This window comes from Ideonella paludis (assembly GCF_018069865.1).
GTDB classification, from domain to species: domain Bacteria; phylum Pseudomonadota; class Gammaproteobacteria; order Burkholderiales; family Burkholderiaceae_C; genus Ideonella; species Ideonella paludis.
This window is the reverse complement of the sequence record NZ_JAGQDG010000001.1, coordinates 972442-986224: the sequence shown is the minus strand read 5'-3', so window position 1 is coordinate 986224 and position 13783 is coordinate 972442. Positions and strand designations below refer to the sequence as shown.

The 13783-nt window shown below is 58.7% G+C and carries 11 protein-coding genes; 7 read left to right on the top strand and 4 right to left on the bottom strand.

Features of this window, described 5'->3' with window-relative positions; genetic code table 11:
- A partial coding sequence (locus tag KAK11_RS04450; RefSeq protein ID WP_210806547.1) for an ATP-binding protein occupies positions 1-338 on the top strand: 338 nt, incomplete at its 5' end.
- 62 nt (positions 339-400) lie between these two features.
- Here the strand turns inward: KAK11_RS04450 and KAK11_RS04445 are convergent.
- The 3 genes from KAK11_RS04445 to KAK11_RS04435 all read right to left on the bottom strand — a co-directional run bounded on the left by KAK11_RS04445 (position 401) and on the right by KAK11_RS04435 (position 2383).
- Entirely contained in the window at positions 401-1186 is a 786-nt protein-coding gene (locus tag KAK11_RS04445) for an FRG domain-containing protein (RefSeq protein ID WP_246498435.1), read from the bottom strand.
- 112 nt (positions 1187-1298) lie between these two features.
- Positions 1299-1904 (bottom strand): hypothetical protein, encoded by a 606-nt coding sequence (locus KAK11_RS04440; protein ID WP_210806542.1) that lies wholly within the window; start codon positions 1902-1904, stop codon positions 1299-1301.
- A gap of 11 nt (positions 1905-1915) precedes the next feature.
- Positions 1916-2383, bottom strand: coding sequence for a hypothetical protein (locus KAK11_RS04435; RefSeq protein ID WP_210806540.1), 468 nt, complete (start codon positions 2381-2383; stop codon positions 1916-1918).
- 526 nt (positions 2384-2909) lie between these two features.
- On the opposite strand from KAK11_RS04435, the gene KAK11_RS04430 reads away from it, so the two are divergent.
- The 6 genes from KAK11_RS04430 to KAK11_RS04405 all read left to right on the top strand — a co-directional run bounded on the left by KAK11_RS04430 (position 2910) and on the right by KAK11_RS04405 (position 10848).
- Entirely contained in the window at positions 2910-4022 is a 1113-nt protein-coding gene (locus KAK11_RS04430; RefSeq protein WP_210806537.1) for a hypothetical protein, read from the top strand.
- Positions 4012-6018 (top strand): phospholipase D-like domain-containing protein, encoded by a 2007-nt coding sequence (locus KAK11_RS04425; RefSeq protein WP_210806535.1) that lies wholly within the window; start codon positions 4012-4014, stop codon positions 6016-6018. The genes KAK11_RS04430 and KAK11_RS04425 overlap by 11 nt, the downstream gene beginning before the upstream one ends.
- The gene (locus KAK11_RS04420; RefSeq protein ID WP_210806533.1) at positions 6015-8696 is read left to right on the top strand and encodes a DEAD/DEAH box helicase family protein; all 2682 of its coding nucleotides are present in this window, start codon (positions 6015-6017) and stop codon (positions 8694-8696) included. Before KAK11_RS04425 ends, KAK11_RS04420 begins: the two co-directional genes overlap by 4 nt.
- 147 nt (positions 8697-8843) lie before the next feature.
- Entirely contained in the window at positions 8844-9350 is a 507-nt protein-coding gene (gene lysM, locus KAK11_RS04415; protein ID WP_210806531.1) for a peptidoglycan-binding protein LysM, read from the top strand.
- Positions 9351-9713: 363 nt separating this feature from the next.
- Positions 9714-10223 carry a peptidoglycan-binding protein LysM gene (lysM, locus tag KAK11_RS04410; RefSeq protein ID WP_210806529.1) on the top strand — a complete coding sequence of 170 codons (510 nt, stop codon included), beginning with the start codon at positions 9714-9716 and terminating at the stop codon, positions 10221-10223.
- A gap of 58 nt (positions 10224-10281) precedes the next feature.
- The gene (locus KAK11_RS04405; protein WP_210806527.1) at positions 10282-10848 is read left to right on the top strand and encodes an MOSC domain-containing protein; all 567 of its coding nucleotides are present in this window, start codon (positions 10282-10284) and stop codon (positions 10846-10848) included.
- 112 nt (positions 10849-10960) lie between these two features.
- On the opposite strand, the gene KAK11_RS22150 is transcribed toward KAK11_RS04405, so the two are convergent.
- Complete coding sequence (locus tag KAK11_RS22150; RefSeq protein WP_210806524.1) at positions 10961-13570, bottom strand: S8 family serine peptidase; 2610 nt, start codon at positions 13568-13570, stop codon at positions 10961-10963.
- Positions 13571-13783: the final 213 nt, after the last annotated feature.

The window sequence follows — 13783 nt, the reverse complement described above, 5'->3', positions numbered from 1 at the left end:
TTGCAGAGATTGCTACGGCCAGCTTAGATGGTTCCCTGCCCAAACTGAAGCTGGCCCTGGCCAAGCCCACGTTGCTGGTGATCGATGACTTGGGGCTAGGGCAAATGACTGCCAACGCTGCGCAGGTGCTCTTGGACATCGTGGACAGGCGTATGCGCACCGGCGCTCTCTTGATTACAAGTCAATACCCGTCCGATCAGTGGCATGCAATGTTTCCTGACCCGACGGTGGCGGATGCAATTCTGGATCGCGTCGTTCACCAGGCTCACCGCCTTCAGCTCAAGGGCGAGTCGATGCGTAAGGTGCAAGCCAAGGCAAAGATGAAGCTGCCTGACTGATCACATCAATGGAAAGCTGTGCACGTTGGCCGCGTAGGGGATCACGTCGTCGGACAGGCTGATCACTTCGTTGGACTTCGTGCATCACGTACTGGAATGGCTGACCACTTGCCATTGGACTTGATGCGCACTGAGTGCTGGAATACGCAAGCAGCTGCATCGGGTGGGAATAGCGCCTCTCCGCCGGAGAATTTATCCAAGAAGAAGCGGCCAACTTCCGGAAGGTGTGAGAACTCCATCATCTGCAGACCAGGAATGTCCTCAAAGTCATCACCAATTCCGCAAACAACCAGCCATCCGAATTGCTCACAAGGGCGCGGCAATACCTGCAACCCTATCGGTTGAAGACCATCAGGTCGAATTCGAATGTGGTCGGTGGGCAGCATGTACAGCACGCCCGTCCCAGCCTCTTTAGCCCGCCATGTCCCCGTTGTGTCGAGCTCGCAGGTCGCAAAGAAGCATGCCACTTCGAAGGACTCAGACAAATCCATATAGCCTGTCGGCACTCCATAGTGCTGCGCCAGCGCTCCTTCAAAGCTGTCCAGATGCTGGCTCGCAAGCCACTGATAGCCTGGATGCGATTTCATTTCCCTACTGAACCAAAGCCGACGGGCCACGCGCTCGACCAGCTTGGCCTGACTCCGAAGCGGCAAATCACGAATCCGTCGAACTCCCGGTTCGAGACCTCGACCGAGCGGCGAGAGCGAGGGTGTGTATCGACAGGTCTGCCCTCGAAAGAGCACTTTCGCGAAGTTCGCCGGGAGCAAAACAGCCTTGCCACTCTCAGCTCGAAAGTACTCCCATCGTCGAGTGGCGGGGCTGACTTCTGTGCGGAACTCTTTACACATCTCGATCAGATGCTCTGCAGGAGCTGGCGCAGTCATAGGGAGTTGACTCACAGTGGTTGGGGTGTAGCTTGCCACCTCTGTTCGGCGGGCCGAGAAGACCAATCTGAACGCGTTATGGATTGTGATTCGGTGGTGGCTTGGGGCCTTCTTCGCTTGGTCGCGCTGAAGACACAGGGCCTGACAGGGTGTAGATGGTGTACACCTTGTCGACGTACACGGAGAAGAAGTAGGTGGAGATGAGAAAGATGAACAACCCGATCACCGGCGTGTTCATCTTGAGACCGTCCTTTCCCACTTCAAAGCTGTTCGCGCCCTCAATGCGGTGAGCGAACCAATGCCGCATATGCTGATAGCTCATCAGCAGCCCTACGCCAACGATCGTGAAGACTAGGCCGAGGATCAGCCAGCTCATGACATGTTGTGCCCAAAGCGTTGCGTTGGCATGTCCGTTCTTTGCCTCCATGTCGGCTAACCGCGCACGCTCATAGGCCACCCTGAGTTGGTTCAACTCCATGGCCAGAACAGCCGAGTTCTTGTCTTTGATGTTGAGAACACAGTCAAGATCGTTTTGACCGCAGGCGTTCACTGCTCGTATCAGTGAGGTGTCTTTGGCATCTTCGCCGCTGTCACCGCTCGCCATGGCGGGTACTGCGAGCGACACCGTCAGGCAGGCTATCGTCGCTATCAGCCACACAATCGAAGTTTTCCCCAGTTTCATGGCCTTACCCCTTATTCCGACGGAGACGCTTGCTTAACGCAGCGGCCATTTCGCGTATCGAGGTAAGGCTTGTCTTGGGGGCAAGTGGCACTAGGCCTGCATTCGCGAGAGCCTGACACGGTTGGCAGAGTGCCAATGGGCATGCCATCAGGGTTCACGATTTGCATGCACGCTTGGCACTCTATCCGTGCCCTCCGCAGCGCCTCGACGAGACTATCCCGCGCAGCAATTTCGCGTGCACTCTCGATCTTGATGGAGGCCAGCCGCTCAGCGAGCCCGCCGCGCGGAACGTCAACTCGAAACATCCGGTCGCCAAGCACGCCCTGCTTGCCAGCCACCCCTTCCACTTTAATGGTCTTGTCCGGTATCGGCAGGTCCATCTTTCCCCCGGCATCTTTGACGGTCTGCCCGTAAACAACACCCGAGATCAATCCCAGCAGCAGTAAACAGCATTCACAAAGCAACCTTCGAGTGTTCATACGAGATCTCCCATTGGCCGGATAACTGTTAGCCAGCCTGAGGCGAATCTAGGGCAGTTAACACCCATGGGCTTCATCAACTCATAGGATGAGCTGGCTGGGTGATGTAGACGGACATTGCGTCAGAGAAAGGCTTTCAGCAGAGCCCCCACAAGACTATCGAAAAGTTGCCGAATCCTTCCTCGTTCCGTGAACATTGAGCTTCAAATTCAATTCGTTACACCATCACAATAAGCGTTATGCTTTTCAGTCAGCAGCAGTTAAGGACCTAGTTCGGGAGGCAGATTTGGTACACCATCTCCAAAGCGGACGCGAGTATCAGTGGGGCATCTTGGGCCCTGAGGTTCTGCCCAGCTTCAGACGAACCAGAACATTGGGACTGGCGGCTGCCATCAGACACCTGAACGACTTGGCTGTGCCGGGCCTCGGAGGCGTTTGGTACGCGAAGCGACTGCTACTCCCAACCCTGAGCTTGGTGGTTGCGGAATCGGTTCGCGCAAGGGGCAAGCAAGTTGGGAGCACGGAGGTGGCCAATGCCATTGAGGCTCTCGCTTGCTTACTGGCCTACCGGTCTTCTAGCTGGTCTGCAGATGACAGGCTTCGGGGAAGCACCATTCTGAGATCCAGGGAGGGCGATGGCGGCAACAAGCTGCCCTTCGCCCAAGTGCGCCAACCTGGTTTCTATGTCAGCCAACCCATGCGAATGGCAAGTGTCCAGGCCTTACCAGCCCTGGGTCTGGTGGAGGCCGGTGCGTCTCGATTCAATGGCTTTCGAGTTTCAGAAGCCGGTCGAGAGTTTGTAGATCTTGCGCTCCGCGACTACGCCCCATTCAAACGCAAGGTGGCAGAGCATTTAGTGGCCTGGGTACAGGGACAGACAGACCAAGTCAGCACACCTCCGATAGTGGAGGCCTTGTCGCCGCTCACCCCAATGAATGCGGCCTCCTTGGCCGTACTACGTAGTCGCCTAGAGCTTGGCACGAACGAGGAGATGTCGATACGAACGCGTCGCAGGAATGCGCTGAATTGGGTGTCGCGTCTGGCCAAGGATTGGCAGCGACCGGCAGGGGAAGCGGCAGGGGCAAAGGACGATAGTTCGAAGCCACCAGAGATAGATGATGATCACTGGCGAGACCTAAAGGCCGGCAAGGCATTTTTCAGTACCCGAGACAAGGCCATTGCCGTTCTCGATAGCGTCGAGAAGCTGATCGGGCCGGGTGGACAGATGTGCCGCCTAACGGACGCTGCTCAGCAGGCAGGCGATCTGATCTCAGAGCTCCGTGCAAGCGCCATCATGAGCCAAGAGCAAGGACTGGCTCACCCCGACGCCCTGACCTTTTGCTTTGAGTGCGTTAATCAAAACGATGCGCATGTGCTGCAACAACTTGTTGCCCGTGACGGGCGTGTATTGAGGTTGGTTGGAACTGAGATTCGACCCGCTGGTCCCGCCTTCCATGGGGGCTCCCATCAAAGCTCAGAACTCCCAGAAGGTGATGAGGACGTTTCGAAGTACGCCATTCCTGTTCCCGATGGCTTTTCATTCCGAGTCCGAAACCTCTATCGACTGACCCTCGACTTGAACGGCAATTTGTCTGACTGGCTTGCCCTGCAAGCAAAGGAGCGACAGCATGGTGGCTAAGCTCAAAGTCAGGCCCTTTGCCTCATTGACACAGTACTTTGACGCACCTCAGGGATATGCAGGTGAGTTCGGCTGGCTTTGCGGCTATTCGGCCGACGCGGCCTTCATGGACAACGCTGCCGAACGATTCTCGACGTTGACGGGAGCAGCGAGAGGTCAGCTGGGACGCTTCCATTTGGGGCTGATGACGGACCCATCTTGCCCACTGATCACTGCTGTCGATGCGCCTGGCGTCCTCCACGCTGCCTTCAAGAGTCAATCCAACAAGCCATTTGCCCTGCTCCACGCCAAGGTTGCGATCTTGTCTTTCCGGCACCAGGAGGAGCGGAGCCAGTGGCTCATTCGGCTGGTTGTCTCTACGGGAAACTGGACCCGACAAACCGTGGAGGACAGCCTCGACTTGGCATGGTGTGTTGAGGTCGACAGCGCACAGCTTGTCACCCCTTCCGAAGAGACCCAGCAAGCTTGCGCAGACCTGGTGGCAGCCTGGGATCTTCTGCGAGAAGTCCGTTCTTGGTTCGACCTGAGACTGCTCAGTCTTGCCGAGGAAACAGGTGGGAGCATTCATTCTCGGCTTGAAGCCCAGATTCAGGTGTGCCGAGAGGCAACGCAACAACTGTGGACGCCAAGAATTTTCGACAGCCGAAGAGCCCCGCTTCTCGAGCAAATCATCGACAAGGCGAAGGCGCTTGGTCCAGAGGCTCCGGCGCGGAACTACTTGGCCATGGGCTCTGGCTTCTTCGAGTCCGCCAGGAAGTCTGGAGCTGAGCCCGAGGTTCCAAAGTGCATCGTCGAGCAGCTTCAGCGCAACGGCCTTCTGACCAAGAACGCTGAGGTGGATGTCTTTGTAAATCCGATGGCTTGCCAGGCTATCGCGAATTGGAAACCTCCGCGCACTTTCACTTTGCGACCGGCTGCATCCCCAGTGCATCTATTCGGCGAACTCAGCAACCGGTCCTTGCATGCCAAGTTTGTCTTCGGTGCGAGAGGCAATGCCTCCGGCAGGCTTCGTCACTCATGGGCTTACCTGGGTTCCGGCAACCTCACCCACCCCGGGCTGATGCAGGCCATGAGCCCGTTGGGAGGGAACTTGGAGGCGGGTGTGGTTTTCGGGGCGGGTGAGCAAGTCAAAAGCGGAGAGTCGCCGGATGCGCGAGTCGGCGTGTTGACTGAGTTGCTACCCGTTCAGTTCGAACGAGAAGTCGGCACTGATTGCAGCGTTCAAGCTGGAGAAGACTTCGAGCATCCAGACAGTTGGTTCGAGGCGCCACCCATTGCATGGCTGGACTGGGAGTCAGGCGACCAGGACGGCTTCATCAAAGTGCCTGCTGCGCAATGGAGTGCCGAGACGACGATGGAGGTTCGGCTACCGGATGGAAGCATGGTCACACTGTCAAAGGAGCCCCTGATTTGGCCGGGGCCCCAACCCAGGCTCGTGACTTGCAGATGGCCAGGTCTAAGCGGCTTCACCGAGCGCTCGATCCCTGTCGTCGACGGGTACGGCAGGGTAGCCTCGACTCCCATGCCTGCGCTCGACATTCATGACGTCTGGTGGCAGTTGGCTGCCTTTCCTCAGGTAGAAAACGAAGAGGACCCCGGCGACGGGGGCGATGAGTCCGCAGCGCCATCTGCACATCCAAGTTCGTCATTAGTTGAGGCAGGGGCATCACTCACCTACCCCATTCGGCAAATGATGGAACTGCTCGAGAACATCGCCACCAAGCAGACGTGCGTTCCCGCCGAAGACTGGCCAGGGTGGTGCAGCAGGCTCGAACAAACGCTCGTCCGCGCAAAGGACAGCTCGACCGTCGTGTTCTTCACAGCGGGGCTAGGCCCCCGTCTCAATCCGCTCAGCCCGCTGCGTCAAAGCTGCTTTAGGCCCAGCTATGCAGAAGATGCCTCGAGCCCTGCAGGGCAAGCCTATGAAGCCATGCTGACGCGCATTGAGCAGGCTTGGGGGGTACATGGGCTCGCTTCGATCGGAGGTGCACGATGACTAACGGGAGATTCAAGGGTTGGTTAGCGGTCGCACAGAAGTTGCATGCCCTCGCCAGCCTGGACGACACAAGCATTGAACTCAACAGCGGGCAGCGCGAAAGCTTGCGGGCGATTTCCGAACGTCTACCCAACAACGGTGTCTTGATTGCCGATGAGGTGGGGTTGGGCAAGACCCGGATTGCTTGTGCCGTGGCCAAGTCAGTCATGGAAGCCGGTGGGCGCGTCGCTGTCGTGGTGCCTCCGACTCTCGGCTATCAGTGGCGCGACGAGCTGCGGAAAAAGGCGGGCGTACCAGATGTCCCCCCACTCCTACGCAGCCTGCACGGCTACCTTGATGCTTGGAAAGAAGAAAGCAGCACGATTCAACCCTGGGGTCAGCACTCCGTTATCCTGCTGTCCCACGCGTTTTGCAACTGGACGATCAGGAGCAACACAAAGAAGAACTGGCGCTGGGCATTGCTGCCCGGGACGCTGGGTTACGCGTCAACCCAGCTCGGTGCAAGGGCGCGTCTGCCACGCGGCTTTTTTTCAAGTGGTCGAGTAGATGACACCCGCATTCAGCGCGCTTCCCAGTGGATCGCTTACAACGGCTGCAGAGACACGTTGAGCCAACTGGTGTTCAACAAAGATTTAAATAGCTGGGGCGAGAACTCCGAGCTGCTGACACCAGAAAGCTACGCCAAGGACACCGTATACAGAGAGGAGTTGGAATGCGTCGTCGGATTGGGCTTGGGTCAGTTTGACTTGATCATCATCGATGAGGCTCACAAAAGCCGAGGTGAAGTCAGCAATTTGGAGCGCTTACTCAAGAACGTCTTGCAAGTGAGCAGCAGCAGTCGCCGTGTGGCACTGACTGCGACCCCCATAGAGCTGGACTCAGGCCAGTGGGAGAGCACGCTTGCGCGGATTGGGCTTGATGTCGCCGAAGATACGTCGGATCGGCTGGCACAGATGATGGTCACCGTTGATGAGTATGCAGAGGCGGTAAAGCTGATTCGGAGTGCACCTACGGATGAGGAAACCTTAACTCGGTTCAAGGCGGCGTCCATTCAATTCAAGAACCTGCTGAGCCCCTATTTGTTGCGCAGAGACAAGCGTGAAGACGAATGGATCAAGTCGTTCGCATGTCTGCCGGGGCAAGACGCATACAGCTATCGCCTACAGCAGCCTATTGAGATCGCATTGGCGACTCTTTCCCCTGAATGGCAACAGGCCGTGTGTGCCGCGGAAGCCCTCTCATTCGTCACACGCGGCAAGGATGACTCATCGGCCAAACGGGTGAGGCTAACCATTGGCAACGGGCATGGGTTGGTGACCACGATTGATCAGTCTTGGAAGACTTCTGACGACGATGCCGTCGAAGCGCCTACATCCCCAGACACTGATTCCGAGCTTCAAGACTTTTCTTCCGATCGTAGCGGCAAGAAGGCTTTGCGAGCAGCCTGGTGGAAGCATGTGCTGCAGGGCGTGCAGGTTCAGGGCAGCCAAGGCGAGATTGGGGGCGAACTGACTACGCTCTACGATCATCCTGCCATCCTGGCTGCAGTGGCAGCAATTGAGGATGTCGTCACTCGCCGAGCAGAGAAGGTTTTGGTGTTTGGTAGGTTCACGAAGCCCATGGAGGCCCTGGTGAAGCTGCTCAACGCAAGAGCCATGATCAGGGCCTTGCGCAGAGGCGAATCTTGGCCGCAAGAGAGTCTGGACAAGGATGGATCTATCAATGCCGCGCTCCGCCAGTTGGGCGAAACTTGGACTGTCGAGGAGGTAGCTAAGCAGTTGAAGGAGGGCTACCTGAAACTCGAAAGTGCGCGCACGGCCTTTAGGGCGACGTTGTTAGAGCGACTGCAGTCCGAGTTCGACGACAAATCAAACCGAGACTTGGCTCACCGACTGGTTGATGAATTGAGTCGTCACCAAATGGTTGAGCCAACAGCCGACCCAGCCGGGCAACCATTGCCAGTCATCGCTCGTGCATTGCAGGAGTACCTGGGCAGCGATTGGGGCGGTGCCAGTCCTGAACAGTTGGCGGAAGCATTTGCCGCAATCGTTCAGGCTGTCAGTGACCCGGCCGAGCTGGACCAAGATGACACCGAGGAACCTGATAACGAGGACACCGTTGACTCGTTGACCAAATTCACAGAACGTCTGAAGGAAGAGTTTGGACGCCAGCAGGGGGCCTTCGCTCGGCTGATGAACGGCAATACCCCGCCCTATACCCGGCGCATGACGCAACTTGGCTTCAATCGAGTCCCGAGCAATCCCAAAGTACTGGTGGTTCAATCTGTTGTAGGCCGGGAAGGTCTCAATCTCCACTTGGCCTGTCGCACCGTGGTCCTTCTCCATCCTGAGTGGAACCCTGGTGTTGTCGAGCAACAAATCGGCCGCGTTGATCGACTTGGCAGCCTATGGCAGCAGCTATTCGAAGATTGGCTGGCTGCAAACGCGCCTCCGGGAGGTACTCCCCAAGGTGATCCACCACGGATTCAGATTCATCCAGTGATTTTTCAGGGCACCTATGACCAGGAGAATTGGCGTATCCTCGGCGAACGTTGGGACAACTTGCGTGCGCAGTTACATGGCGTGGTGATTCACCCATCATCCGACGACCCTGATCATCACAGCGTTGCGCAACTTGTCAACGCATTAGCGCCTAGGTTCTCACCGTCTGCCCTGTGATGCATATGGGCGAGTACCTCGACACGCAGGCGCCACAGGTCCGATAAAGTTTGCCAACAAAGTCCGGTCACTCATAAGCCCACCATACCTCGCTGAGGTATGCCTCCGTATGGTGCGACCTTCATCATTGAACAGAGGGATCACACCATGGGACTAGTAAGTTTTTTCAAGGCAGCCGGCGAAAAGCTATTCGGCCACGATGAGACTGAAAAGGTCGCTCAAGCGGCAGTGTCAGCGCCCAGCGACGGCGACTTACAGCAGAAAGTTGCGCAGCTCAATGCGCGGGCTGCTGATGCCATCGCCACTTACGTGGCGGCGCAAGGACAGAGCGCTGAGGGCTTGAGCATTGAATTTGATGGGGCCACCAGCCAGGCTACGGTCAGCGGACAAGCAGCCGACCAAGCGACCCGCGAGAAGATCGTGCTTTGCTGCGGCAACGTGACGGGCGTGACTGGCGTGAATGACTTGATGACGGTTGTCCAACCAGCCGACGAGTCGCGCTGGTACACGGTGGTCAAGGGTGACAACCTGTCCAAGATTGCAAAAGAGCACTACGGCAATGCCAATGACTACCCCAAGATCTTTGAGGCGAACCGCCCCATGCTGAGCCATCCGGACAAGATCTACCCGGGTCAGTTACTGCGCATTCCCTGATTTTGTGAATGCAAAAGGCACCAGAGCCCTCGACTCTGGCGCCCTACCCTCATCGAAGCAACGGCCGCAGATCAGGTGTGCATCGCAGGCCAGCCACGTATAGGCCGACTTCGCTGACGTGCCCAGAGGGTGTCACCAGGGAAAGTTCCAAACTCAGTGAACGAAAACCCTAAAAATTCCAAACTCAATGAGTCAGTCATTCAAGATCGAGTGACACGAACTCCTCTAAGTGATTGATTGGCCTACATGCGCAGTTCCAAACTCAAAGAATTTCGACAATGCCCGCCTCGACCGCTGTATGCCCCCAGCGGTTTAGGCGGGCTTGTATGGTGCGCTTTTCACCATTGAAACAGGGGGTCCATCATGGGATTTGTGAGCTTTTTCAAGGCAGCCGGCGAGAAACTGTTTGGGCACGATGAAGCCGAGAAGGTCGCGCAAGCAGCAGTATCTGCACCAAACGACGGCGATTTGCAGCAAAAGGTAGCCCAACTCAATGCCCGCGCTGCTGACGCTATCGCCACTTATGTGGCCGCCCAAGGTCTCAGTGCCGACGGCTTGTCCATTGAGTTTGATGGCGCCACCAGCCAAGCCACCGTCAGCGGGCAAGCCGCCGACCAGGCCACCCGCGAGAAGATTGTGCTGTGCTGCGGCAATGTGACCGGGGTGACTGGCGTGAATGACTTGATGACCGTGGCCCAGCCTGCGGACGCGTCGCGCTGGTATACCGTGGTGAAAGGCGACAACCTCTCGAAGATTGCCAAAGAGCACTACGGCAATGCCAATGAGTACCCCAAGATCTTTGAGGCGAACCGCCCCATGCTGAGCCACCCGGACAAGATCTATCCCGGCCAGCTCCTGCGCATTCCCGCCTGAGCCACCGCTCAAGCCTGCCGCCACGGGCCTGACGACTGCGCCATGCACAATGCAGTGCATGAAGATTCTCAGCGTCAATGTGGGCCGTGCCTTGGCGGTTCAAATCAACGGCCGTGAGGTGCTCACAGCCATTGGCAAGCAGCCGCAGGGCGGGCCCGTCGCCTATGGGCCGATGGGGCTGGCAGGCGATGAGCAGGCCGACTTGTCGGTCCACGGCGGCCTCTCCAAAGCGATCTACGCTTACCCCAGTGAACACCTGGCGTTCTGGCGCACTGTGCGGGCTCAGGCTCGTGCGGGTGCCTGGGACCAAGACGTGCCGCCGGGCCTGGTGGGCGAGAACCTGACGCTGCAAGGCCTGACGGAGCGGGAGCTCTGGATCGGTGATCGGCTCTGCTTTGCCGACGGCGGCGTGCTGGTGGTGTCGGAGCCGCGCCAGCCCTGCTTCAAATTCAACGGCGCCATGGGCTTCAACAAAGCGGCAAAGTTGATGACCGAGTCGGGCTACTGCGGCGCCTACCTGGCTGTGTTGGTGCCGGGCACGCTGAGCGCCGGGGAGTCCTTCCGGCTAGAGCCCGGCGAGCGCCACCTGAGCCTGCTGGACGCCTTTCGCAGCCGCGCCCGATGAAAAAACCCCCGCCAACTCAGAGAGTTGCGCGGGGGGTGAATGCTCGCTTCGCTTGAGAAGATGTCACACCGGCACCCCAGCTTGCGCCCGGGTGCCGGCAGCACAGCCCACCTTACTTGGTGGGGGGAGTGCGCTGGATGGTGACCGTCGGCGAGGCCCACTTCTCCCAATGAGCTTCATTGGTGGAGTCGCCCAGCGCCTTCAGGACCGACACATCCAGGGTGTAGGTGCCATTGGGCACGGTCAGCACAGTGCCGTTCTTCTTGCTGGTGGTGCCGTCCCAGGCGAAGGCATAGAAGCCTGTCGAGGTGGAGTTGCGCGGCAGGTAGTCATCAGAGATCGCGGTGAACCAGTTCTTACCGGTTGCAGTCTCCTTGACGGTCACGCGCAAGGCACGGGCATGGTGGTCGAAGTGCATCAGCATGTAGGGCACATCGGAGCCGACCATCGTGTAGGTGCCACCGCTAGGACGGTTCTGGTAGCTGGTGCCCACCAATTGAGCCAACCAGGGGAAGCCATTGGCCGTCGGGGTCAGAACTTGGATGGACTGGTAGTCACCCTTGAAGCCGCTGTAAGGCACACGCAGGGTTTCGCCGCCTTCACCGCGCGCCTTGACCACCACATAACCGCCGTACACGCCCTTATCGGCCAAGTCGGTCGGTGCGGTCACCGTCACCGTCACCGGCACAGAACCGCCAGCAGGCACCGTGATGGTGCTGGCGCTGAAGGCCACAGAGGCGGGCGTGTTGAAGATGCTGACAGCGAAGGTGTTGGAGCCGGTGGCCACAGCGCCTTCATGGGTCAGGTCATAGGTAACAGCAGTCTTGGAGAAGTTCTTGACCGTCAGCGTACGGACTTGCGGGCCGGCTTGGCTCTCACCCAAGGACAGCTTGCCCGGCAAGACTTGCGCCTTGGTTTGGATGGCTTGAACGATGTCCACCATGCCGGCACCTTGGCGATGGGTGGCATCCAGGAAGCCCAAGCTGGGGTTGCCGCTCCAAGCCTTAGGCTCGGCCGTGTTTTGGAGGCGGTCACGCACTTGCGTGGACTTCAAGGTGGGCTTGGCTTCCAGCAGCAGGGCCACAGCACCCGCCGTGTGCGGCGAGGACATGGAGGTGCCCGACAGGGTCGCAAAACCGCCAAGTTCCAGCGGGTAGGAGGAGTTGATCAGGCCGCCAGGGGCACCGAGATCGGGCTTCAGGCTCAGGTCTGCAGCGAGGCCCCAGGAGCTGAAGGACGAAATCAGATTGCCAGAGGAGTTGCTGAAACTGGCCACCGTGTCAGACCATGTGATGGTCTCGGAGCCCGCAGCAATGCGTGCGTCCAGCTCAGCACCAAACTGATCTGAAGTACCCACGACCGGAATGGTCAGCGCCGGTGTACCGACGACAGAAGCGCCGACGAAGCCGGGGGCGTTGTTGTACAGAATGACACCCACGGCGCCAGCAGCCTGGGCATTGGCAGCCTTGGTGTAGAAGGCACAGGTACCGCGGCGAATCAATGCCACTTTGCCCGTCAAGCTACCAGGGGCCAGGGCCGAGCAGCCATCAGCCAAGCTGGCGGTCGTGCCGGTGCGCGCCAGAGGGAAGGTCCCGGTGGCCGGGGTCGCAGCTGCACCCGTTGCATCGAGGAAGCCATAAGCCTTGTTGTCGCTGCCCGCGTACATCGACTTGGCCTTGATCGCCACATTGTCGTAAGACGCCACACCGATCACATCCTTGCCCACGCCAGGTGCACCCGCGGCGTAGAGACCGGAAGTGCCGCTGTTGCCGATGGAGGCCACCATCACGATGCCGTCACGCACCAAACGGTCTGCGGCCTGAGCGGTCGGGTACTGAGGCCACTGGAAGGAGGCGCCCAAGCTTTGGTTGATGACCTGCATGCCATCGGCCTTGGCGCGCTCCATGGCGGCCAAGATGATGTCCGAGGTGGTGGAGCCGGCGCAGCCAAACACGCGGTAGGCGCCCAGAGTCACATTCGGTGCCACGCCCTTGAAATTGTCGGTGGCGCTGTTGCCACCAATGATGCCGGCGACGTGGGTGCCATGGCCGCCGCAGTCATCCGGGTTGGCGTCGGGGGTTGCTACGGGGTTGTAGGCCGGGCTGGTGGGGTCCGCATTGAAAGCATCACCGACAAAGTCGTAGCCGAACTTGATGCGGGGGTGGCCCGCAAAGGAGGTGCCGCCGCTCACGCCGCCGCCGCCGAAGGCCGGGTGATCCAGGTCGATACCGGTATCGATCACACCCACCTTGATGCCGGCGCCGGAAAGGCCCAGGCTGTTTTGCGCGATGTCAGCGCCCGTCATGCCCAGCGCCGAGCCCATGTCCGGCACCGTGCCGCCGTCGACCTTTTCGACCTTGGGCGCATTGATCACCATCACCGGGTACATGGCCTTCACCGAGGCCATCTTGGCGATCTTGGCGCGCTCTGCGGGAGTGGCTTCAATGGAGACGCCATTGAACAAATTGGAGAAGGTGTTGCGCTTCTTGAACTTGATGTTCTTGCTGGAGGCTTCACGCAGGAACTCGGCTTCGTCGGCCTTGACCGCAGAGGCCATACGGCCATCGGCCACCGGCGCTCCGGCGAACTCCACAAACCACAGATTAGGGGCAGCTTCAGCAGACTTGGCCGCCACCGCCTGGTTGGCGTGAGCCGACGCTGCGAACAGCGACAGGGCAGCAGAGACGGCGCTGGCAACCAGCGTCAAACGAACCTGTTTCATTCCTACGAACTCCTCTAAAGATGAAAGGGATGAGGTGCATCCCATCAAGTGTGCGGCGCTTCTGACTCCGCACGGTTCCCAGTGTTTTGCATCGAGTGCGCGACAAACGAACGCGACGAAATTCACGAAAGACGGCCATGCTCGACAAAGCCGACACTGAAGTCGATAGAGGTTTCCCTCAGTGCAGGCTTCAGCTCACTTCTGAGGCAAGCT

Coding starts and splice junctions, on each gene's coding strand:
- KAK11_RS04440 (WP_210806542.1), bottom strand. CDS start 1,904: ATGAAACTGGGGAAAACTTCGATTGTGTGGCTGATAGCGACGATAGCC.
- KAK11_RS04420 (WP_210806533.1), top strand. CDS start 6,015: ATGACTAACGGGAGATTCAAGGGTTGGTTAGCGGTCGCACAGAAGTTG.
- lysM (WP_210806531.1), top strand. CDS start 8,844: ATGGGACTAGTAAGTTTTTTCAAGGCAGCCGGCGAAAAGCTATTCGGC.
- KAK11_RS04425 (WP_210806535.1), top strand. CDS start 4,012: ATGGTGGCTAAGCTCAAAGTCAGGCCCTTTGCCTCATTGACACAGTAC.
- KAK11_RS04405 (WP_210806527.1), top strand. CDS start 10,282: ATGAAGATTCTCAGCGTCAATGTGGGCCGTGCCTTGGCGGTTCAAATC.
- KAK11_RS22150 (WP_210806524.1), bottom strand. CDS start 13,570: ATGAAACAGGTTCGTTTGACGCTGGTTGCCAGCGCCGTCTCTGCTGCC.
- lysM (WP_210806529.1), top strand. CDS start 9,714: ATGGGATTTGTGAGCTTTTTCAAGGCAGCCGGCGAGAAACTGTTTGGG.
- KAK11_RS04445 (WP_246498435.1), bottom strand. CDS start 1,186: ATGTGTAAAGAGTTCCGCACAGAAGTCAGCCCCGCCACTCGACGATGG.
- KAK11_RS04435 (WP_210806540.1), bottom strand. CDS start 2,383: ATGAACACTCGAAGGTTGCTTTGTGAATGCTGTTTACTGCTGCTGGGA.